We start from the raw sequence: 20,631 nt of genomic DNA on the forward strand, positions 1-20,631 counted from the left end.
CGGGCACCGTCCGGCGACCCGCACCACCCCCGCACCCCGGAAGGGACGAGGCCCCGTGAGCGAGGAGCCGGACAAGGCCACCGACGAGCGCCACGAGCTCGGCGACACCGACGGGCCGATGGAGGACGCCCTCGAGGAGTCCTTCACCCGCCAGGTCGAGGAGGGGACGCAGCGGCTGAGCCGACCCTGGCGCGAGGTGCTCGTCACCGGCTTCGTCGGCGGCACCGAGGTGGCGCTCGGCGTGCTGGCGCTGCTCGTGGTGCTGCACGAGACCGGCAACCAGCTGCTCGCCGGGCTGGCGTTCTCGATCGGGTTCGTCGCCCTGCTGCTGGGCCGCTCGGAGCTGTTCACCGAGGGCTTCCTCGTCCCGGTGGTCACGGTGGCGGCCAAGCGGGCCAAGCTGCGGCAGCTCGCCAAGCTGTGGTCCGGCACGCTCGTGGCCAACCTCGCCGGTGGCTGGGTCATCATGTGGCTCGTCGTGTGGGGGTTCCCGTCCCTGCACGGCCAGCTGGTCGAGTCGGCGACCCACTTCGCCACCGCACCGGTCAACGCGGAGACCATCTCGCTGTCGGTCCTCGGCGGCGCGGTCATGACGCTGCTGACCCGCATGCAGCACGGCACCGAGGACATGCCGGCGAAGATCGTCGCGGCCGTCGCCGCGGCCTTCCTGCTGGCCGGGACCGAGATGTTCCACTCGATCCTCGACTCGCTGCTGATCTTCGGCGCCCTGCACACCGGCGACGCGACGTTCGGGTACGGCGACTGGGCGGGCTTCCTCGCGCTGAGCGTGGTCGGCAACATGGTCGGCGGCCTGGGGCTGGTGACGTTGCTGCGGCTGCTGCGCAGCAAGGAGCGGCTGGAGGACGAGCGCCAGACCCGCGACGAGCACGGCGGGTGAGCACCCGGACGATTGGCCGGGGCGGGCCGTGGCTACTGGCGGGGGAGACCCGTTCCCCGCGCACCACCACCGAGGAGTCCCCGTGCACCTGACCCATGTCCCGCTCCGTGTCGCCACCGGCGCCTTCATCCTCAACTCCGGCATCGGGAAGCTCGGCGCCGACGAGGGGACCGCCCAGTTCCTGCACGGCGCCGCGGCCTCGACGTACCCCGGTGCGTTCAAGGACATGAAGCCCACGACCTTCACCAAGGTCCTCGCCTGCAGCGAGATCGCCGTGGGCGCCGCCCTGCTCACCCCCAAGGTGTCGGCGACCGTCGCCGGCGGCGCACTGACCGCGTTCGGCGCCGGCCTGATGGGGATGTACCTCAAGACCCCGTCGATGACGCTGGACGACGGCATCCGCCCCAGCCAGGAGGGCACGGCGGTCGCCAAGGACGTCTGGCTCGTCGGCGCCGGCCTCACCCTCCTGACCCAGGGCATCACCGGCGCGGCGAAGTCCGGGGTCAAGTCCGGCCGCAAGGCGGCCCGGAAGGCGACGAAGAAGGCGGCGAAGGCCTCCCCGATCGGTCGCTGACGCCCCTCGGCCTCAGTCGAGGTCGACGACCACCGGAGCGTGGTCGGAGGCGCCCTGGCCGGCGCGTTCGTCGCGGTCGATGAACGCGCCGGTCACCCGCTCGGCGAACGGCGCCGAGCCGAGCACGAAGTCGATCCGCAGCCCGCGGTTCCGCTCGAACCGCTGCCGGTAGTAGTCCCAGTAGGTGTAGACCTCCGGCCCCGGCGTGTGCGGCCGCACCACCTCGACGTACCCGTCGTCCAGGAAGGCCTGGAACGCCGCGCGCTCCCGCGGCGTCACGTGCGTCGACGTGGCGAACTGCTTCGGGTCGAAGACGTCCTCGTCGGTCGGCGCGATGTTCCAGTCGCCCACCAGCGCGGTCGGCGTCGACCGCCACTCCTGGGCGGCCTCCCGCAGCCGGGCCAGCCAGTCGAGCTTGTAGACGTAGTGCGGGTCGTCGACCTTGCGGCCGTTGGGCACGTAGAGCGACCAGACACGCACCCCGCCGCAGGTCGCACCCACGGCGCGGGCCTCGGACTCCGCCGGGTCGCCCCAGCCGGGCTGGCCGGGGAAGCCGACCTCGACGTCCTCGAGGCCCACGCGGCTGAGCACCGCGACGCCGTTCCACTGGTTGGTGCCGGCGTACGCCACCTCGTAGCCCATCGACTGCAGCCCCATCAGCGGGACCTGCTCCTCGCGGGCCTTGGTCTCCTGCAGCGCGAGCACGTCGACGTCGTGCCGCTCGAGGAAGGCCTCGACGCGAGCGATGCGGGAGCGGAGGGAATTGACGTTCCACGTGGCGATGCGCACGCGCTCCACCCTAGGCAGCGCCTAGGGTCACGGCATGGCCCGGGCTGCTGCGTGGATGGTGCACGCCTACACGATGACCGGGGCCGTGCTGGGCCTGCTGATGGTGCACCTGTCCTACCAGGGTGAGGTCGAGGCGGTGCTGTGGCTGTTCCTGGCCGCGATGCTCGTCGACGGCACCGACGGGTTCCTGGCCCGGCGGTTCCGCGTCAAGGAGGTCGTGCCCGAGCTCGACGGGGCGCTGCTGGACAACATCGTCGACTACCTGACCTACGCGTTCGCGCCGATGGTGCTGCTGTGGGCCAGCGGGCGGCTGCCCGACGGCGCCTGGGGCGGCGTGGTCGCGGCCGTGCCGCTGGTGGCCTCCTGCTACCAGTTCTGCCGCAGCGACGCGAAGACCGAGGACCACTTCTTCCTCGGCTTCCCGAGCTACTGGAACATCGTCGCCTTCCACGTCTTCGTGCTCGACCTGTCGGCGGCCGCGACCGTCGTGCTGCTGCTCGTGCTCGCCGTGCTGGTCTTCGTGCCGGTCCGCTACGTCTACCCCTCGCGCACCGAGGCGCTGTGGGGGCTGAACATGACGTTCGCGACCGCCTGGCTCGGCGTCTACGCGCTGCTCGTCGTCGACCTGCCCGACCCCTCGCCGCTGCTGGTGGCCGCCTCGCTGGCCTACGTGGCCTACTACACGGCCGTCAGCGGCTGGCTGACGGTCTCCGGGCGGCGTCGGACCGCGGCGGTAGCGTCGACGGCGTGATCGTCACCTTCGACCTGTTCAGCGCCCTGACCGACAGCCGCACCGGCGCCTCGCGGGTGCTGGGCGACCTGGCCGGCACGCGCGGCTGGTCCCAGTCGGGCGAGGAGCTCTACGACCGCTGGGACGGCCACAACAAGGCGCTCCAGCGCACCGCCACCACGCCCACGACCTTCCACGACGTCTCGCTCGAGGCGCTGCACCGCGCCTGGCGCGACCTCGGCCACGACGAGTCGTACGCCGCCGGCGACCTGAGCCTGCTCGAGGAGTCGGTCGCCGACTGGCCGCTGTGGCCGGACGTCGCCGCGGGGATCGCCGACGTGGCCGCGGACCACCGCGTCGGGCTGCTGTCCAACGTCGACGACGACCTGGCCCGGCGCACCCGTGCGCACGCGCTGGTCGACCCCGCGCTGGTGCTGACCAGCCAGCGGCTCGGCGCCTACAAGCCCAGCCGCGAGATCTACGCCCGCGCCGCGGCCGAGGTCGCCCCGGAGCGGCTGGTCCACGTGGCGGCGTCCGCACGCGACGTACGCGGGGCGCTCGAGGCGGGCCTGGCGACGGTGCGCCTGGTGCGGCCCGGCCACGTGCTGGACGAGACAGGGCCGCGGTCGTCGGTCGAGGTGACCGACGCCGCGACCCTGGCCGAGGCGGTCGCCGGGGTCTGACCCCGGCCGGTGGGGGTCAGGCGGTGGTGACCACCAGCAGGCCCCACGCGACGATCGGCGCGACCACGACGATCGACATGCCCCACTGCATGAGCCGCTTGAAGACCAGCTCGCGGTCGGCGGCGTCGGCGTTGGCGACGACGAGCGCGCCGTTGGTGGAGAACGGGCTGCAGTCGACGACCGAGCTGGAGATCGCGAGCGCGGCGATCAGGCCGACCGCGTTGACCTGGTCGGTCAGCAGGAACGGCACGGCCAGCGGGATGAGCGCGCCGATGATGCCGGTGGTGGAGGCGAAGGCCGACACGACGGCGGCGATGAAGCAGATGAGCAGCGCGGCGACGAGCGGCGCGCCGACCTCGGCGACCTGCTCGCCGACCCAGTCGACGACGCCCTGGTCCTGGAGCAGGTTGACGTAGGTGACGATGCCGCCGATGAGCAGCACGGTGCCCCAGCTGATCTTCTCCACGGCGCCCTTGGCGGAGTCGGGGAAGGCCAGGGTGAGCACGACCGCAATGGTCAGCGCGGTGAAGCCCACGTCGAGGTCGAAGCCGAGCGCGCCGACCATGAGGGCGGCGAGGCCGACGAGCGTGACGATGCGCTGGGCGTCGAGGGTGTGGTGCGGCTCGGGGTCGCCGGCCGGGGCGGTGCTGCGCGAGGCCTCGACGGCGGAGTGCGGCGTGCTCGTGCCACCGGAGCGCATGACGGCGTGGCTGGCGGCCTCCGCCTCGGCGCCCATCGCGGTGACGGTCTCGGTCTCCTTGCCGCGGGCCAGCAGCGCCCGGCCGCCGAAGGCGACGTAGGTGATCGCGGCGATGAGCGCGGCGGCGGTGAAGGTGGTGAGGAAGAGGACCAGCTGGTTGCCCGGCAGGTCGTTCTGGTCGACCACGCCGTTGGTGATCGAGCCGAAGATGCCGATGGGGGAGAAGGAGCCGGCGGTCGCGCCCTGCACGACCATCATCCCCATCATCATCGGGTTGATGGAGTAGCGCAGCGCGAAGCCCATCGCCACCGGCGCGACGATCGCGACCGCGGCCGGGCTGACCGCGCCGATCGAGGTCACGGCCGCGCAGACGAGGAACATCGCCCACGGCACGAGCGCCACGCGGCCGCCCACCGCACGCACGGCGGCGTGGACGATCCAGTCGACGGTGCCGTTGTTCTTCGCCAGCGCGAAGAGGTAGGTGACCCCGACGAGGATGACGAACAGGTCGCTGGGGAAGCCCGCGAGCACCCCGTCGACCTCGAGGTCGTAGACGGTCAGGCCGACGACGAACGCGGCCACCAGCGCGAGCGCGCCCATGTTGACGCCGCGGACGGTCGCCACGAGGAACACGACCACGAGGACCGCGAGCGAGATGAGTTCGGTGGACACAGGAGCTTTCCCATCGGTTGTGATGCGCGTCATGCGCCGAGGGCACGACAGTAATCAGTGGCTAGGCCACCTGACAACCGGGCCACCGGGTCACTAGGATCTGTGGCATGTCCGAGGAGCCGTCCCCGCGCCGCCTGACGCCCCTGCGGCGCGAGCGGCTGTACGAGAGCCTCGCCGCCCACATCTCCGACTTCATCGAGGCCCAGGGGCTCGTCGGCGGCGATCGGCTGCCCCCCGAGCGGCAGCTCGCCGCCGAGCTCGGCGTCAGCCGCGCGACGCTCTCCCGCGCACTCGCCTCGCTCGAGACGCGGGGCCGCATCGAGGTGCGCCACGGGGTCGGGGCCCTCGTCCGCGAGCCGCAGCCCGCCGGCGGCGTACCCACCTGGGAGGCGGGGCTGGCGCAGCGCCCGCGCTCGGAGGTGCTCGTCGCCCGCGAGGCCGTGCTCGCCGGTCTCGCCCGGACCGCGGCCGGCGCCGACAGCTCCCTGCGGGTGGCGATGCTGGCGCCCGACGGACGGCCACGCACGTTCGACCACACCTGGCGGTGCGTGCGCCGCCTGGCCGGCGACGGGCTCCTGGCCGAGCTCGACGACGCCCTCGCCGAGCACGCGCCGGGCCCGGGGGACACGGCCGGCGTGCGCGAGCGGCTCGACGCCCTCGCCGACGCCGTGCTCCGCGGGGACGCGGCCGCCGCGGCGACGACGTGCCAAGGCATGCTGGGCGGCTGACCGCTCGACGACACGGCCCGGGAGGGCCAGGAGAGGGACGCACGTGGTGGACGGCCTGCTCGAGCACGTCTGGGTGGTGCTCGCCGGCTTCGGCGCGGGGCTGCTGACCTCGACGGTCGGGGTCGCCAGCCTGCTGAGCTTCCCGGTGCTGCTGGCCGTCGGGCTGCCGCCGGTCGTCGCGAACGTGTCCAACACCCTTGGCCTCATCCCCGCCGGCGCCGGCGGCGCGGTGGGCTTCCGCGACGAGCTGCGCGTCGAGCCGCGCCTCACGCGCCAGGTCATCGCGCTGTCGGCCGTCGGCGGCCTGGGCGGTGCGGCGCTCCTCCTCGCGCTGCCCTCCAGCGTCTTCGAGGCGGTCGTGCCCTGGCTCATCCTCGGCACGTGCGTCCTGGTCGCCGCCCAGCCACGGATCTCCGCCGCGCTGCGCTCGCGCCACGGCTCCGACGACCGGCCGCCGCGGCTGCGGCTGACCCCGGTCGCGACGCTCTTCGTGGTGCTGACCGGCGTCTACGGCGGCTACTTCGGCGCCGGCGCGGGCGTCATGATGATCGCCGTCCTCGCGCTCAGCCTCGACCTCGACTTCGGCGTGGTCGCCGGCATCCGCACCACCTCGCTGATGGCCTCCAACATCGTCGCCGGTGTCGTCTTCACCCTCGTCGCCGACGTGGACTGGACGGTCGTGGGGCTGATGGCCCTCAGCTCGGTCGCCGGCGGCTACCTCGGCGCGCGGATCGCCCGCCGGCTGCCCGCGGCCGTGCTGCGCACCGGCGTGCTGGTCGCCGGCGTCGTCACCGTCGTGACCATGCTGGCCTGATGCTGCCCCTCTTACGGCTCGCCTGACGGCTCAGCCGCGGGCGAGGCTCCCGACCGCCTCGACGAGCCGGTCGACGTCCTCGACGGTGGTGTACGCCGCCAGGCCGGCCCGCACGCCGCCGGTGTCCCCGAGCCCGATGTGCCGCGAGGCCTCGATCGCGTAGAAGTGGCCCGCCGGGGCGTTGACGCCCTCCGCGGCCAGGTGCCGGGCGACCTCGACCGGCGTGCGGCCGGCGAGGGTGAACAGCACGGTCGGCGTCCGGTGCGTCGGCGCCCCGTGCAGCGTCACGCCGTCGACCTCGCGCAGACCCTCGACGAGGTGCGCGAGCAGGTCGTCCTCCTGCTGCGCGGCCGCCGCCATCGACCGCTCCAGCCGCTCGCGGCGCGTGCCCGGCCCGGGCTCGAGGCCGGCCATGAAGTCGACGGCCGCGGTCACGCCCGCCAGGAGCTCGTGGGGGAGCGTGCCGAGCTCGAAGCGCTCCGGCACCACGTCGGTCGAGGGCAGCAGCTTGTCCGGGTGCAGGGTCTCCAGGAACGCCGGGTCGCCGGCGAGCACCCCGAGGTGCGGGCCGAAGAACTTGTACGGCGAGCACGCGACCAGGTCCGCCCCCAGCGCCGACCGGTCGACAGGGGCGTGCGGGGCCAGGTGCACCGCGTCGACGTACACCAGGGCGCCGGCGGCGTGGGCCGCGTCCGCCACGCGGCGTACGTCCGGGCGGGTGCCGAGCAGGTTGGACGCCGCCGTCAGCGCCACGACCCGGGTGCGGTCGGTCAGCAGCGGCTCGACGTCGTCGAGCTCGGCGGTCGCCGGGTCGAAGTCCAGCCAGCGCACGGTCGCGCCGGCGCGCTCGGCGGCGATCACCCACGGGCGGATGTTGGCGTCGTGGTCGAGCCGGGTCACCACGACCTCGTCGCCGGGGTCCCAGCCCTGCGCCAGCGTCCGGGCCATGTCCATCGTCAGCTGCGTCATCGAGCGTCCGAGGACGACGCCACGCGGGTCGGTGGCGAGCAGGTCGCCGGCCGCGGCCCGGGCCTCGGACACGACGCGCTCGGTGCGCGCCTCGGCCTCGGTGGTGGTGCCGCGGTTGCCGAGGCCGGCGGTCATCGCGGCCGCGACGGCGTCGGCGACCTGCCGGGGAGTCTGCGAGCCACCCGGCCCGTCGAAGTGGGCGACCCCGAGGTCGAGGGCGGGGAAGCAGGCACGGATGCGTTCGACGTCCACGCGGCGATGCTGCCACCCCGGGCGTGCCGCGGGTTGCGGTGGCCCGCCGACGGGCACCGGGAAACCTCCAGCACCTCGAGGGAGGAGAACGAGATGGGCATGTTGAGCCAGGTCGTGGGCAAGGTCGCCGGCGGAGCACGTCGTACGCCGCGGACGGGCGGGGTCGGAGGCGGCGGCCTCGGCGCCGGACGGGCCACGCCGGGCGGCACCGGACGCCGTACGCAGGACGAGGCGATCGGCCGCGGCGTCCGCGGGCTGCTGCGCCGCTTCCGCTGAGCCGCCGCTCGGGCGGCCCCGAGCATCGAGGGACCCGGTCGTGATTCGGCCGGGTCCCTCGCCGCTCCGTAGAGTGGCCGCCCGTGGCTCTCACCATCGGCATCGTCGGGCTCCCCAACGCGGGCAAGTCCACCCTCTTCAACGCCCTGACCAAGAACGACGTCCTCGCGGCGAACTACCCGTTCGCCACCATCGAGCCCAACGTCGGCGTCGTGGGCGTGCCGGACGAGCGGCTGCCGGTGCTCGCGGAGATCTTCGGCAGCGCCAAGATCCTCCCCGCGACCGTGGAGTTCGTCGACATCGCCGGCATCGTGCGGGGTGCGTCGGAGGGCGAGGGCCTGGGCAACAAGTTCCTCTCCCACATCCGCGAGTCCGCCGCGATCTGCCAGGTCACCCGCGTCTTCCGCGACGAGGACGTCACCCACGTCGACGGCGAGGTCAACCCCGCCAACGACATCTCCACCATCCAGACCGAGCTGATCCTGGCCGACCTGCAGACCGTCGAGAAGGCGATCCCGCGGCTGGAGAAGGAGGCGCGCGGCAACAAGTCGCTCGTCGCCAACCTCGACGCCGCCAAGGAGGCCCTCGGCCACCTCGAGGCCGGCACCCCGGTCATCGCGACCTCCGTCGACCGCGAGCTGGTCCGTGAGCTGTCGCTGCTGACCGCCAAGCCGTTCATCTACGTCTTCAACTGCGACGCCGACGAGCTCGCCGACGAGGCGCTCAAGGACCGGATGCGCGAGATCGTCGCCCCCTCGGAGGCGATCTTCCTCGACGCGAAGTTCGAGTCCGAGCTGGTCGAGCTCGGCGACGACGACGAGGCCCGCGCGATGCTCGCCGAGATGGGCGTCGAGGAGCCCGGCCTGGACGTGCTCGCCCGCGTCGGCTTCGACACCCTCGGCCTGCAGACCTACCTGACCGCCGGCCCCAAGGAGACGCGGGCCTGGACGATCAAGAAGGGCGCCACCGCCCCCGAGGCCGCCGGCGTCATCCACACCGACTTCCAGCGCGGCTTCATCAAGGCCGAGATCGTCTCCTTCGCCGACCTCGTCGAGGCCGGCTCCATGCAGAAGGCCAAGGAGGCCGGCAAGGTCCGCATGGAGGGCAAGGACTACGTCATGGCCGACGGCGACGTGGTGGAGTTCCGCTTCAACGTCTGACCCCGCCCGCCTCGTGCTGCCCAGCGTGCGCTGGGGCGCACGCCCAGCAGCACGAGGCCGGCGCGGGCACGGTCCGGTCCGCGCCCGCGGCGGAGCTCCGCGCTTGACCCCTCCGCCTCGTGCTGCTCAGCGTGCGCTGGGCCGCACGCCCAGCAGCACGAGGCGGACGGCGGGCTGCTGCCACCTCGGTCGCCCCCCATGCCCACCCGACCACCAGGTCGGACGGCGTCGCGCGAGGACCAGGCAGAACTTTCCCCGCCATCCGTTGTCACGACGGTCACGTTGTGGCACGCTGCTCGAAGCGAACCGACCGAGCGGTCGGTCTGTAACCGCCGAGCCGAGGAGCCGCGCCGTGACGAACGATCCCGGGCCCGACCGCGAGCAGCTGGAGCGGGAGGTCTACCGCAAGGTCGTGACCATCCGCTTCGCCGAGCTGCGCATCCGCGACCACGTGGAGAAGGAGGGGTTCGGCGGATTCTGGCACCCCGGGATCGGCCAGGAGGGCCTGCAGGTCGGCGCGGTCAGCGCCATGCAGGACGACGACTACCTCTACTACGCCCACCGCGGCCTGGGCTACGCCTTCGCCAAGGGCATGCCCCTCGAGCCGCTCTTCGGCGACCTCCTGGGCCGCGCCAGCGGCAGCACCCGCGGCAAGGGCGGCGGCACGGTGCACTTCGCCGACGCCTCGCGCCACGTGCTCGGCCAGGGCGGGACGCTCGGCTCGAGCTTCGTCATGGGCGCCGGGACGGCAGCCGCCTCCCAGCTGCTCGGCGACGGCCGGGTGACCGTGGTGTTCTTCGGCGACGGCGCCTCCGGTCGCGGCACGTGGCACGAGGCCGCGCTGCAGGCGTCGGTCTGGAAGCTGCCGGTCGTGTGGATCTGCGAGAACAACGGCTGGGCCCTCTCGGCGCGGTTCACCGAGCAGAGCCCGACCGAGCACGTCGCCGACCGCGCCCCGGCGTACGGCATGCCCGGCGTCATCGTCGACGGCCAGGACGCCATGGCGGTGCACGACGCCACCGCCGAGGCGATCGACCGCGCCCGTCGCGGCGAGGGCCCGACCCTGATCGAGGCCAAGACGCTGCGCATCCGCGGCCACTACGAGGGGGACCGCCAGCCCTACCGGGACGACCCGGTCCTGGGCGACGAGATCCCCAACGACCCGGTGCACCGCCTCGGCGAGAGCATCCCCGACGACGTGCGCCGCGGCATCGACGCCGAGGCGCGCACCCAGGTCGAGCAGGCCTTCGACGCAGCGCTGGCCGCGCCGCGTGCAGACCGCTCGGTGATCTTCGAGGACGTGTGGGCATGACGACGACACCTGTGACGACCGGGACGACGGGCGCGACGGACCGCGTCATCGGCTACTCCCGTGCCATCAACGAGGCGCTGGCCGAGGAGATGCGGCGCGACGAGCGGGTCTGGATGATGGGCCAGGACATCGGCCGCCTCGGCGGCGTGTTCGGCCTGACCCGCGGCCTCCAGGAGGAGTTCGGGCCGATGCGGGTCCGCGACACCGCCATCAACGAGACCTTCATCGTCGGCGGCGCCGCCGGCGCGGCGCTGGCCGGCACCATCCCCGTGGTCGAGCTGCAGTTCGCGGACTTCCTCTTCACCGCGGCCGACGAGATCTTCCACAAGCTCGCGAAGTGGCGCTACATGCACGGCGGGCAGTTCACCCTGCCGGTCGTCGTCCGGCTGCCCAGCGGTGTGGTGGGCGGCGCCGGCGCCGAGCACTCCCAGAGCCTCGAGACCATCGCCATGCACGTCCCCGGCCTCAAGGTCGCGGTCCCGGCGACCCCCTCGGACGCGAAGGGTCTGCTCAAGGCGGCGATCCGCGACCCCGACCCGGTGCTGTTCTTCGAGCACAAGGGCCTCTACCGGGTCAAGGGCCCGGTGCCGGAGTCCGACGAGCACGTGGTGCCGTTCGGCTCCGCGCGCGTCGCCCGCGCCGGCAACGACCTCACGGTCGTCGCCACCGGCCTCATGGTGGACCGGGCCCTGGCCGCGGCCGAGCAGCTCGCCCCGCAGGGGATCGACGTCGAGGTGATCGACCCGCGCACGCTGGTCCCCCTCGACATCGACACCATCGTGGCCTCCGTCGAGCGCACCCACCGGCTGATGGTCGTCCACGAGGCGTCGCGCACGGCCGGCTTCGGGGCCGAGATCGCCACCCAGGTGCAGGAGCGCGCGTTCTTCTCCCTCGACGCGCCGGTCTGGCGGGTGTGCGGCACCGACACCCCGCTGCCCCAGGACCCCGAGCTCGAGCAGGCCTGCATCCCTTCCACGGACGAGATCGTCGCCGCGGCGCGTGCGCTCGCGGCCATCTAGGAGTCACGCAATGGCGCACGTCCTGATGCCCCGGCTGGGCGTCTCGGTCACCGAGGGCACGGTCTCGGCGTGGCTGAAGCAGGTCGGTGACCCGGTCGAGGTCGGCGAGCCGATCTGCGAGGTCGCCACCGACAAGGTGGACACCGAGATCGAGAGCACGGTCGCCGGCGTGCTGACCGAGCAGCTGTACGCCGTCGACGAGGTCGTCGAGGTCGGCGCACCGCTCGCGACGGTCGCCACCGCCGACGACGCAGCGGCTCCCGCAGCCCCGGCCGCTCCCGCAGCCCCGGCCGCACCTGCTCCACCCGCCGCACCGGAGCCGACGCCCTCGATCGTGCCGGACCCGGCGAGCTACGGCGACGAGCCCGACGCGGCACCGGCGGCCCCGCCCGCCGACGCGGCCCCGCCTGCCGACGACGGCCGGTACGCCGTCGTCATGCCGCGCCTGGGCGTCTCGGTCACCGAGGGCACGGTCTCGACCTGGCTCAAGCAGGTCGGCGACCCGGTCGAGCTGGGTGAGCCGATCTGCGAGGTCGCCACCGACAAGGTGGACACCGAGATCGAGAGCACCGTCGCGGGCGTCCTCGCCGAGCAGCGCCACGCCGAGGGCGACGTCGTCCTGGTGGGGGAGCCGCTCGCGCTGGTGACGCCGGACGGCGCGCTGCCGAGCGCGAGCGCCGCCGCGCCTCCGCCGCCGGTCGCGCAACCCGCTCCGACGTCGACCGCCGTCCCGGTGGCAGCTGCGCCGGCACCCTCGGCACCCCCCGCGGTGCCGGCGGGTCCGACGGTCCCCGGCGCCCCGGCCGAGCTGCGGCCCGGACCGTTCGACCACACCGCCGCCGTCGAGCGGCTCCTCGCGACCGTGGCCCGCGCCGGACGCCCGGTGGCCGCGCCCTCGGCGCGCCGCCTCGCCGCCGACCTCGGCGTCGACCTGGCGGGCCTGACCGGCACCGGCGGAGGTGGGCACGTCACGCGCGCCGACGTCCAGCGGGCTGCCGAGAGGCCACCCGCGGCAGCGGCAGCGCCTGCCGCTCCGGCAGCGTCCGTGGCGCCTCCGGCCCCGGCGGCAGCGCCCGCCGCGCCGGAGCCGACCGGTCACCCCATGGGCTCCGACGGGCTGCCGCTGGGCTACGAGGACGTGCCGTACGACGCCGTCCCCACCAGCCGCATCCGGCGGGTGACGGCCGAGCACATGACGCGCTCGCGCCGCACGGCGGCGCACATGACGACCGAGGTCGACGTCGACCTCGGGCTGCTCACCGACGTGCGTGCCCGGCTCAACGCCCACCGGGCGACCCAGGGACGCGGCAAGCTGTCGTTCCTGCCGTTCGTCGCGCGGGCGACCTGCGCCGCCCTGCTCGAGCACCCGGACCTCAACGCGACCTTCGAGACCGAGCGGCTGCTGCGGTGGGGCGAGATCAACCTCGGCATCGCCGTCGACACGCCCCGGGGCCTCATGGTGCCGGTGCTGCGCGGCGCCGAGCGGATGACCGTCGAGACCCTGGGCGAGGGCATCACCGACCTCGCCGCGCGGCTGCGCGACGGCAAGCCAGGCCCGGACGACTTCCGGGCCGGGACGTTCACGATCTCCAACCCCGGCTCGGTCGGCGCGGTCTCGGCGCCGGCGATCATCAACCAGCCGCAGGTGGCGATCCTGGGCATGCCGACCATCCAGCGGCGTCCTTGGGTCGTGCGGCTGGCCGACGGACAGGAGACCATCGCGATCCGGCCGATCCTCCGGCTCGCGCTGACCTTCGACCACCGTGCGCTCGACGGCGCGGACGCGACCCGCTGCCTGGTCGACATCGGCCGACGGCTCGAGACCTGGGACGTCGACGACTACCGCTGAGCGCCGTCCGGGAACGACGACGCCCCACCGTCCGCGGACGGTGGGGCGTCGTCGTGCTGAGTGGGCCGGCGGGGCCGGCGGGGCCGTGGCGCCCGGTCAGGCCGGGGGGACGGCGCGCGCGGTCGCGGGCGTCAGCTGGTCGGTGCCGAGCCCGTAGACGAGGTAGTTCCAGAACTGGTAGGCGAGCTCCCGCGACCGCAGGGCGCCGCCCGGGCGGTACCACTGGTAGGCCCAGTTGCACATGCCGAAGGTCGCCAGTGCGGCCAGGTGCGGGTCCGCCTGGCGGAAGACCCCGGACTCGACGCCGGCGGCGATGAGGTCCTCGACGATGCGCTCGTAGCGGTCGCGCTTGGCCTTGATCGGTCCGCGCGCCTCCGCCGGCAGCTCCCGGTGGTGCTCGAAGAACACCCGGACGTGCCCGCGGTGGGTCTCCATCAGCTCGAGGATGTCCGCCATGACCTCGAGGAGCAGCTGCTCGGCACGCAGGCCGGTCTCGCTCCGTGCCTCGTGGCGGTCGATCAGCAGGTCGATGAACTCCTCGTGGATGGCGTGGAGGATGTCGTCCTTGCTCGGGAAGTAGTGGTACAGGGTCGGTTTGGCGACCCCGACCTCCTTGGCGATGTCGTCCATCGTCGTGCTCGAGTAGCCGGTCTTGTCGAAGAGCCCGGCGGCCCGGCTGACGATCTGCTGACGCCGTTCGGTCGACGACATCCGACGTCGTGCTGCTCTGTCCACTGTCTTCACGTGCAGGCGTCCTTCCATGGCTGACGGGGGGACTCTAGTGCCCGAACCCGAGAAAACCGACCCACTGGTCGGGAAATTCCTCGACGAGTTGCGACGTCGGCCGACCGGTCGGCCGGTCTAGAACCGCGCCCTGGCCCCGGAACAGCCCAGCGATGGCGCGGTTTACCAGGCGAAAGATGGTGAAATGTGAGGGCAGTCACCGCGAACCCCTTGACACTGTGACCGGGGTTACCTAGCGTCCTCGCCATGCGAACCGACCGACGAGTCGGGTGGAAGGAGGCCTGCAGATGACCGAGCTCACGAGCTCGTTCGGCGTTGACACCGTCGGCACCGAGGCGCTGCTGGCCGACCGCTCGTGCGGCACCTGCGAGCCCTGCGCCGCCGGCGCCTCGCTGTGGTGCCGGAGCCCGCGCAGCACCGCCCGGACCTCGAGCCCCGCGCTTCCCGGCGACGTCGCGCCGGCGCTGCGGTCGGCCGTGCTCGCCGTGGCCGCCCTGCTCGACGCGCCGGCCGCCCGCACCACGCTCGTGGTCGGTCACGAGGGGTCCGCGACGCTCGTGCTGGCGCGGCTGCTCGTCGACGGCGCGGTCCTCGCAGCCCCGTCCCTGACCGACCCCGCCCTCAAGGCGCAGGTCGCCGCTCGCGAGGCCTCCGGCCGCGCCGCGGTGGTCGTGGCCGGTGACGACGTCCGCTCGGCCGTGCGGGCCGTCCGCCGCGGCGGGCACGTCTGCGTGCCCGGCCAGGGCGCCGAGATGCCGAGCGTGACCGAGCTGGTCCAGCGCGAGGTCACCCTGCTCGCACCGCAGGACGTGAGCCGCGTCCTGGAGCGACTGACCGACGAGGACTGGGCGGCGGCCGTGGCCGCGGCCCGACCAGCCGCCTGAGCCCGGGTCCCACCGGACCGCAGCCAGGCCACAGCCGGCAGCAACCCCAGACCGACCTGACACCCCCCAGACCCCGCAAGCAACCAGGAGGAAGCACATGGGCCGCACAGCAGATGGCAAGTGGTCGGACGAGTGGACGCCGCCGGTGTTCTCCGTCGACGCCAACGGCAAGGTCATCGGCTACGTCAACGACCGCACCCCCAACAACTGGGGACGCTGGGGCGACCTCGACGAGAAGGGCACGGCCAACCTGCTCACCCCGGAGCGCGTGGCCGCGGCTGCGAAGCTCATCGAGACCGGCAAGGTCGTCAGCTGCGCGATCCCGCTGGACAGCACCGGCCCGGTGCACCCGACCCGCACCGGCGTCGTGCACCTCTATGGCTACACCGGCTCGGACTTCGTCGCCGGCACCAAGGCCGGTCAGGACTACCCGAACTTCCAGGGCACCGACGACTACATCTTCATGCCGCTCCAGGGCAGCACGCAGTGGGACGGCCTGTCCCACTTCTTCTACAAGGACACGATGTTCAACGGCTTCTGGATCGGCAACGTCGAGTCCTACGCCGGTGCCCGCCGCGGCTCGATCCACCAGATGAAGGACACGCTGGTGGGCCGCGGCGTCCTGCTCGACCTGCCGAAGTTCAAGGGCGTCGACCGCCTCCAGCCGCAGTACGGCATCACCCCCGACGACCTCGACGCGTGCGCCGAGGCCCAGGGCGTGACGGTCGGCGAGGGCGACATGCTCGTCATCCGCACCGGGCACGTGCCGTGGTACTACCAGCTCGAGGACAAGATGGAGTACTGGAAGGTCGGTGCTCCGGGCATCACCCGTGCCGTCGTCGACTGGCTCGCGGAGAAGGACGTCGCCTCGCTGGCGATGGACAACATCGCGGTCGAGGTCGAGCCCCACGAGGAGCCCTTCGAGCACGTCTACCCGCTGCACGCCCGCCTGATCCGCGACCTGGGCCTGACGCTCGGCGAGGTCTGGTGGCTCGAGGACCTCTCGGCCACCTGCGAGGAGCTCGGCCGCTACGAGTTCTTCCTCTCGGCGCCGCCGCTGAACGTGACGAACGCGTCCGGCTCGCCGGCGAACCCCGTCGCGGTCTTCTGAGCCGACCCGCCCGCACCTGACGCCCGGGCCGGCCCGCCCCACGGGCCGGCCCGCGCGTCGCGCACCACCCACCGCCACGAACCACGAGGACACCCACGCATGCACACCACGCAGCACGACAGCGAGCTGGCCCGGAGCCGCCGGCTCGTCCTGGGCGAGATCCTGGCGCGCAACGCCCGCCGTGCGCCCGAGCGGACCGCCGTCGTCTTCGAGGACGCCTCCCTGACCTTCGCCGAGCTCGACGAGCGGACCAACCGCCTCGCCAACGCCCTGGCCGACCGCGGCGTGCAGCACGGCGACAAGGTCGCGGTGCTGATGTACAACCGGCTCGAGGTCGTGGAGTCGTTCTTCGCCTGCCAGAAGCTCGGCGCCTGCCCGGTGCCCGTCAACTTCCGCCTCGCCCCGACCGAGCTGGCCTACATCCTCGACGACTCCGACGCCGTCGCGGTCCTCACCGACGACGAGCTGACGGCCGTCGCGCTGGAGTCGACCGACGGCCTCGGCGCGGTGCGCCTCGTCGCCACGACGGGTACGCCGCAGGGCCGGGCCGAGTCCTACGAGGAGCTGCTGGCCGCCGGCTCGGCCGAGGCGCCCGGCGCCGACGTGGACGAGGACGACCTCGCGTTCCTCATGTACACCTCGGGCACGACCGGCCGCCCGAAGGGCGCGATGCTCACCCACCAGAACCTGGTGTGCAACACCATCAACTGGATCCTGGAGATGGAGGCACGGCCGGGCGACACCTGGCTCTCGGGCCTGCCGCTGTTCCACATCGGTGGCGTCAACGGCCTGCTCCCGTTCATCTACCTCGCGGGCACCTGCATCATCACCCCGTCGACCGGGTTCGACCCGGAGGAGTCGCTGCGGCTGCTGGACAAGCACCAGCCGGACATGTGCTACTTCGTGCCGACCCAGTGGCAGCAGATCTGCGAGCACCCGCTGGCCGCGCAGATCGACACCTCCAACCTGCGCCGCGCGCTGTGGGGTGCCTCCCAGGCGCCGCCGAGCACGCTCGAGCTGCTCGTCAGGACCTTCCCGAACGTCGGCATCGTCAACGCCTTCGGCCAGACCGAGATGTCGTCGAACACCTGCTTCCTCAAGGCCGGTGACGCGGTGCGCAAGATGGGCTCGGTCGGCCTGCCGGCCGTCAACGTCGAGGTGCGCATCGTCGACGACGAGGGCCGCGACGTGGCCCCGGGCGAGGTCGGCGAGATCGTCTACCGCGGCCCGACGGTGATGAAGGGCTACTACAAGCTGCCCGAGGCCACCGCGGACGCGTTCCGCGGCGGCTGGTTCCACAGCGGCGACCTGGTCCGCCAGGACGACGAGGGCTTCATCTACGTCGTGGACCGGGTCAAGGACATGATCATCAGCGGCGGGGAGAACATCTACCCCGCCGAGGTCGAGCGCGCCGTCGAGCGGCACCCGGCCGTCCGCGAGGTCGCGGTCGTCGGCGTCCCGCACCCGCGCTGGGTGGAGACCCCCGTCGCGGTCGTCGTGGCCGCCGGCGACGAGCGGCCCAGCTCCGAGGACGTCCTGGCGTTCCTCAAGAGCGACCTGGCGTCGTACAAGAAGCCCTCCGCCGTCGTCTACGTCGACGAGCTGCCGCGCAACGCCTCGGGGAAGATCCTCAAGCGCGACCTGCGCGACAGCTACTGGGAGCTCTTCGCGCAGACGGGGCAGACCGAGTGAACGCCGCCGTGCCCACCCGCACCGACGAGCGCGGGATCCGCCACTACGACGTGCCGCTGCCGGTCGACCTGGTCGACATGCTGCGCCGCACCGTCGCGGCGCGCGGTGACCACCCGGCGTTCGTCACCCCGACCGGTCGGGCCACCTGGGCCGAGGTCGGGGGAGAGGTGGACGGGCTCGCCCGCCGCCTGCGGGGGGCCGGCGTCACCGAGGGCGACCGCGTGGCGGTGCTCGCCGGCAACGGCCTGCCCTTCACCACCGCCGTGCTCGCCACCTGGGCGGCCGGGGCGGTCGTCGTCCCGCTCAACCACCGGCTGACCGCCGCCGACCTCGCGGTCCTCGTGGGCGACAGCGGCCCGGGCCTGCTCCTGGTGGGGCCGGGCATGGAGGAGGCCGCCACCGCCACCGCCACCTGCGCCGCGCTGGACGCGGCCGCGCCCCGGGTGGAGGTCGCCGACGCCGACGGCCGGTTCCTCGCCGGGGGCCCGGAGGCCGACCTGCCCGCCGCCACGCCGGGCACGGACGCACCCGCGGCGATCATGTACACCTCCGGCACGACCGGACGCCCCAAGGGCGTGGTGGTCAGCCACGGCAACGCGCTGCAGAACGCCGTCACCTGCACCACCGTGATCGGTCGGCGGCCCGACGACGTCGAGCTCGTGATGGTCCCGCAGTTCAACATCACCGGCCTGTGCTCGCAGACCGTGCCGGTCGTCCTGCTCGGCGCCACGGCGTACCTCCTCGACGGCTTCGAGGCCGGCCGCGCCCTGGCCGCCGTGCGCGAGCACGGCTGCACCTCCACCGTCGGTGCGCCGACCATGTGGTGGCGGCTGCTCGGGCACGCCGAGGAGACCGGCGACGACGCCCTGGCCGGCTTCCGGCTGGCGCTCTTCGGCGGTGCGCCGATGCCGACCGCGCTGCTGGAGCGGATGCGGGCGGCGATGCCGCAGGCGACGCTCGGCAACGGCTTCGGGATGACCGAGACCTGCTCGATGATCACCTACGTCGGCGGCGAGGACGCCGTGCGGATGCCGCACACCGTCGGCCGCCCGCTGCCGCTGACCGAGCTGCGGCTGCGCCGGCCCGGCACCGACGACCAGGACGCCGCCCCGGACGAGGTCGGCGAGATCGTCGTCCGGGGCGGCCAGGTCGCCCTCGGCTACTGGACCCCCGACGGCATCGCGCCCCTGACCGACCCCGACGGCTGGATCGCGACCGGCGACGCCGCCGTCCTCGAGGACGGCTTCGTGGTCCTGCGCGACCGGCTCAAGGACGTCATCAAGCGCGGCGGCGAGTCCGTCTTCAGCTTCGAGGTCGAGAACGTCCTGCACCAGCACTCGGGAGTCCTGGACGCCGCGGTCGTCGGCGTGCCGGACGAGCAGTACGGCGAGCGCGTGGTCGCCCACGTGGTCGCCACACCGGGGTCCGGCCTCACACCCGACGAGGTCCGTGCCTTCTGCCGCGAGCACCTCGCCCACTACAAGGTCCCCTCCGTGGTCGAGATCCGGGACGAGCTACCGCGCAATCCCGGCGGCAAGGTGGTCAAGGCCCTCCTCCGCGACGGCTGACCGCCACCCGCACCACCCACCGCGACACCAGCGCGGACACCACCGCCACACCACCGCAGCCACACCCACCACCCGTCACACACCACCCGGACACCCGGTTCCACCCTGCCCTGAAGGAGCACGGAATGAAGCGCACCATCCGCCTGACGGCGGCCGCCCTGGCGGTCTCCCTCTCGCTCGTCGGTTGTTCCATGAGCGACGACGACAAGCCGTCGAGCAACAGCGGCGACGACAGCAGCAACAGCGACTCCGGCAAGGCCGCAGGCCCGGTCGAGGACCTGTCCATCGGCTTCGTCGCGGTCAACCTCAACTCGCCCAGCATCAACGGCATCAAGGACCAGTTCGTCAAGGCCGCCGAGGAGAAGGGCTGGAAGGTCGAGGTCTTCGACGGCCAGGGCGACCAGGCGGCCACCAACAACGCCGCCAGCGACTTCATCAGCCGCGGCGTGGACGTCATCGTCAACAACTCCTCGCCCAACGCCCAGATGACCGGCGTGATGAAGGAGGCCGACGCGGCCGACATCCCCTTCGTCTCCATCTACGGCGGCTTCGTCGAGGGCGTGGACGCCGAGATCGGCACCAACGAGTTCATCAACAGCACGCTGATGACCGCCGAGATGGCCAACCGCCTCGAGGGCAAGGGCCGCGTGGTCAAGCTCAACTGGACCGTGCTGCAGGCGCTGCGCGACCGCGACGCCGGCTTCAAGGCCGTCATGAGCGAGAACCCCGACATCGAGGTCGTCCGCGAGATCGAGGTCAAGGTCCCCGGCCAGGTCGAGGACTCCTACGACCAGCTGACCAACCTGCTGCAGTCGGACAAGAACATCGACGCGATCTGGCTCGGCTGGGACGAGCTGGCCCCCTCGGCCGTCCGCGCCATCGAGGAGGCCGGCCTGGAGGACAAGGTCTTCGCGGTCGGCTTCGACGGCAACTCCTTCGCCTGGGACCTCATCCGCGAGGGCTCGCCGTACAAGATGGAGCCGGCCAACCCGTTCCCGCTCATGGGTGACAAGGCCATCGAGACCATCGAGACGATCGTCGGCGGCGGCACGCTGCCCAGCAAGGTCGTCTACATGAAGCCCTGCCTCATCAACGAGCAGACCGTCCCCGCCGAGGGCGAGGAGCCGGACTGGGAGAACTGCGCGTTCTTCCCCGGCGAGGTCTGAGCCGGTCCGTCCGACCCGGTCCGACCATCCACCACCGAGCG

The 20,631-nt window shown here is 72.9% G+C and carries 20 protein-coding genes; 16 read left to right on the forward strand and 4 right to left on the reverse strand.

Annotated elements, in window-relative coordinates; all coding sequences use genetic code 11:
- Positions 1–55: 55 nt before the first annotated feature.
- Complete coding sequence (locus QWY29_RS02325; protein WP_300959043.1) at positions 56–898, forward strand: formate/nitrite transporter family protein; 843 nt, start codon at positions 56–58, stop codon at positions 896–898.
- Between the two features lie 82 nt (positions 899–980).
- Positions 981–1,472: a hypothetical protein gene (locus QWY29_RS02330; RefSeq protein WP_300959044.1), complete on the forward strand. Its 492-nt coding sequence runs from the start codon at positions 981–983 to the stop codon at positions 1,470–1,472.
- A gap of 12 nt (positions 1,473–1,484) precedes the next feature.
- On the opposite strand, the gene QWY29_RS02335 is transcribed toward QWY29_RS02330, so the two are convergent.
- Positions 1,485–2,261, reverse strand: a complete 777-nt coding sequence (locus tag QWY29_RS02335; protein ID WP_300959045.1) for an exodeoxyribonuclease III — start codon at positions 2,259–2,261, stop codon at positions 1,485–1,487.
- 34 nt (positions 2,262–2,295) lie between these two features.
- Here QWY29_RS02335 and QWY29_RS02340 point away from each other — a divergent pair, with 34 nt between their 5' ends.
- Complete coding sequence (locus QWY29_RS02340) at positions 2,296–3,012, forward strand: CDP-alcohol phosphatidyltransferase family protein (RefSeq protein WP_300959046.1); 717 nt, start codon at positions 2,296–2,298, stop codon at positions 3,010–3,012.
- Entirely contained in the window at positions 3,009–3,674 is a 666-nt protein-coding gene (locus tag QWY29_RS02345; protein ID WP_300959047.1) for an HAD-IA family hydrolase, read from the forward strand. Before QWY29_RS02340 ends, QWY29_RS02345 begins: the two co-directional genes overlap by 4 nt.
- A 16-nt stretch (positions 3,675–3,690) precedes the next feature.
- On the opposite strand, the gene QWY29_RS02350 is transcribed toward QWY29_RS02345, so the two are convergent.
- Positions 3,691–5,046, reverse strand: coding sequence for an SLC13 family permease (locus QWY29_RS02350; protein ID WP_300959048.1), 1,356 nt, complete (start codon positions 5,044–5,046; stop codon positions 3,691–3,693).
- 107 nt (positions 5,047–5,153) lie between these two features.
- Between QWY29_RS02350 and QWY29_RS02355 the strand changes: the two genes are divergently transcribed.
- Together QWY29_RS02355 and QWY29_RS02360 are read left to right on the forward strand one after the other, a co-directional pair.
- Positions 5,154–5,774, forward strand: coding sequence for a FadR/GntR family transcriptional regulator (locus QWY29_RS02355; protein WP_300959049.1), 621 nt, complete (start codon positions 5,154–5,156; stop codon positions 5,772–5,774).
- Positions 5,775–5,820: 46 nt separating this feature from the next.
- Positions 5,821–6,588, forward strand: a complete 768-nt coding sequence (locus QWY29_RS02360; RefSeq protein WP_300959050.1) for a sulfite exporter TauE/SafE family protein — start codon at positions 5,821–5,823, stop codon at positions 6,586–6,588.
- Between the two features lie 30 nt (positions 6,589–6,618).
- Here the strand turns inward: QWY29_RS02360 and QWY29_RS02365 are convergent, their stop codons facing one another.
- Positions 6,619–7,809 carry a cysteine desulfurase-like protein gene (locus QWY29_RS02365; protein WP_300959051.1) on the reverse strand — a complete coding sequence of 397 codons (1,191 nt, stop codon included), beginning with the start codon at positions 7,807–7,809 and terminating at the stop codon, positions 6,619–6,621.
- Positions 7,810–7,902: 93 nt separating this feature from the next.
- On the opposite strand from QWY29_RS02365, the gene QWY29_RS02370 reads away from it, so the two are divergent.
- From QWY29_RS02370 to sucB, 5 genes are all read left to right on the forward strand, one after another.
- Positions 7,903–8,085 (forward strand): hypothetical protein, encoded by a 183-nt coding sequence (locus QWY29_RS02370; protein ID WP_300959052.1) that lies wholly within the window; start codon positions 7,903–7,905, stop codon positions 8,083–8,085.
- An 83-nt stretch (positions 8,086–8,168) separates the two neighbouring features.
- The gene (ychF, locus tag QWY29_RS02375) at positions 8,169–9,245 is read left to right on the forward strand and encodes a redox-regulated ATPase YchF (protein WP_300959053.1); all 1,077 of its coding nucleotides are present in this window, start codon (positions 8,169–8,171) and stop codon (positions 9,243–9,245) included.
- 352 nt (positions 9,246–9,597) lie between these two features.
- Positions 9,598–10,557 (forward strand): thiamine pyrophosphate-dependent dehydrogenase E1 component subunit alpha, encoded by a 960-nt coding sequence (locus QWY29_RS02380; RefSeq protein WP_300959054.1) that lies wholly within the window; start codon positions 9,598–9,600, stop codon positions 10,555–10,557.
- Entirely contained in the window at positions 10,554–11,576 is a 1,023-nt protein-coding gene (locus tag QWY29_RS02385; protein ID WP_300959055.1) for an alpha-ketoacid dehydrogenase subunit beta, read from the forward strand. The genes QWY29_RS02380 and QWY29_RS02385 overlap by 4 nt, the downstream gene beginning before the upstream one ends.
- Positions 11,577–11,586: 10 nt before the next feature.
- Entirely contained in the window at positions 11,587–13,425 is a 1,839-nt protein-coding gene (gene sucB, locus QWY29_RS02390) for a 2-oxoglutarate dehydrogenase, E2 component, dihydrolipoamide succinyltransferase (RefSeq protein WP_300959056.1), read from the forward strand.
- Between the two features lie 96 nt (positions 13,426–13,521).
- Here sucB and QWY29_RS02395 read toward each other — a convergent pair whose 3' ends face one another.
- Positions 13,522–14,136 (reverse strand): TetR/AcrR family transcriptional regulator, encoded by a 615-nt coding sequence (locus QWY29_RS02395; protein WP_300959057.1) that lies wholly within the window; start codon positions 14,134–14,136, stop codon positions 13,522–13,524.
- A 320-nt stretch (positions 14,137–14,456) separates the two neighbouring features.
- Here QWY29_RS02395 and QWY29_RS02400 point away from each other — a divergent pair, with 320 nt between their 5' ends.
- The 5 genes from QWY29_RS02400 to QWY29_RS02420 all read left to right on the forward strand — a co-directional run bounded on the left by QWY29_RS02400 (position 14,457) and on the right by QWY29_RS02420 (position 20,590).
- The gene (locus QWY29_RS02400) at positions 14,457–15,053 is read left to right on the forward strand and encodes a lysophospholipid acyltransferase family protein (RefSeq protein WP_300959058.1); all 597 of its coding nucleotides are present in this window, start codon (positions 14,457–14,459) and stop codon (positions 15,051–15,053) included.
- A gap of 97 nt (positions 15,054–15,150) precedes the next feature.
- Positions 15,151–16,164: a cyclase family protein gene (locus tag QWY29_RS02405; protein ID WP_186345662.1), complete on the forward strand. Its 1,014-nt coding sequence runs from the start codon at positions 15,151–15,153 to the stop codon at positions 16,162–16,164.
- Between the two features lie 99 nt (positions 16,165–16,263).
- Positions 16,264–17,856, forward strand: a complete 1,593-nt coding sequence (locus QWY29_RS02410) for an acyl-CoA synthetase (RefSeq protein ID WP_300959059.1) — start codon at positions 16,264–16,266, stop codon at positions 17,854–17,856.
- Positions 17,857–17,864: 8 nt separating this feature from the next.
- Positions 17,865–19,424 (forward strand): class I adenylate-forming enzyme family protein, encoded by a 1,560-nt coding sequence (locus tag QWY29_RS02415; RefSeq protein WP_300959060.1) that lies wholly within the window; start codon positions 17,865–17,867, stop codon positions 19,422–19,424.
- A gap of 125 nt (positions 19,425–19,549) precedes the next feature.
- On the forward strand, positions 19,550–20,590 hold the full coding sequence (locus tag QWY29_RS02420; protein WP_300959061.1) for a sugar ABC transporter substrate-binding protein: 1,041 nt from the start codon (positions 19,550–19,552) through the stop codon (positions 20,588–20,590).
- Positions 20,591–20,631 lie beyond the last annotated feature (41 nt).

Origin of the sequence: Nocardioides abyssi, assembly GCF_030412915.1 — a bacterium.
GTDB lineage: Bacteria > Actinomycetota > Actinomycetes > Propionibacteriales > Nocardioidaceae > Nocardioides > Nocardioides abyssi.

Coding starts and splice junctions, on each gene's coding strand:
- QWY29_RS02420 (WP_300959061.1), top strand. CDS start 19,550: ATGAAGCGCACCATCCGCCTGACGGCGGCCGCCCTGGCGGTCTCCCTC.
- QWY29_RS02355 (WP_300959049.1), top strand. CDS start 5,154: ATGTCCGAGGAGCCGTCCCCGCGCCGCCTGACGCCCCTGCGGCGCGAG.
- QWY29_RS02410 (WP_300959059.1), top strand. CDS start 16,264: ATGCACACCACGCAGCACGACAGCGAGCTGGCCCGGAGCCGCCGGCTC.
- QWY29_RS02340 (WP_300959046.1), top strand. CDS start 2,296: ATGGCCCGGGCTGCTGCGTGGATGGTGCACGCCTACACGATGACCGGG.
- QWY29_RS02370 (WP_300959052.1), top strand. CDS start 7,903: ATGGGCATGTTGAGCCAGGTCGTGGGCAAGGTCGCCGGCGGAGCACGT.
- QWY29_RS02385 (WP_300959055.1), top strand. CDS start 10,554: ATGACGACGACACCTGTGACGACCGGGACGACGGGCGCGACGGACCGC.
- QWY29_RS02405 (WP_186345662.1), top strand. CDS start 15,151: ATGGGCCGCACAGCAGATGGCAAGTGGTCGGACGAGTGGACGCCGCCG.
- QWY29_RS02400 (WP_300959058.1), top strand. CDS start 14,457: ATGACCGAGCTCACGAGCTCGTTCGGCGTTGACACCGTCGGCACCGAG.
- sucB (WP_300959056.1), top strand. CDS start 11,587: ATGGCGCACGTCCTGATGCCCCGGCTGGGCGTCTCGGTCACCGAGGGC.
- QWY29_RS02395 (WP_300959057.1), bottom strand. CDS start 14,136: ATGTCGTCGACCGAACGGCGTCAGCAGATCGTCAGCCGGGCCGCCGGG.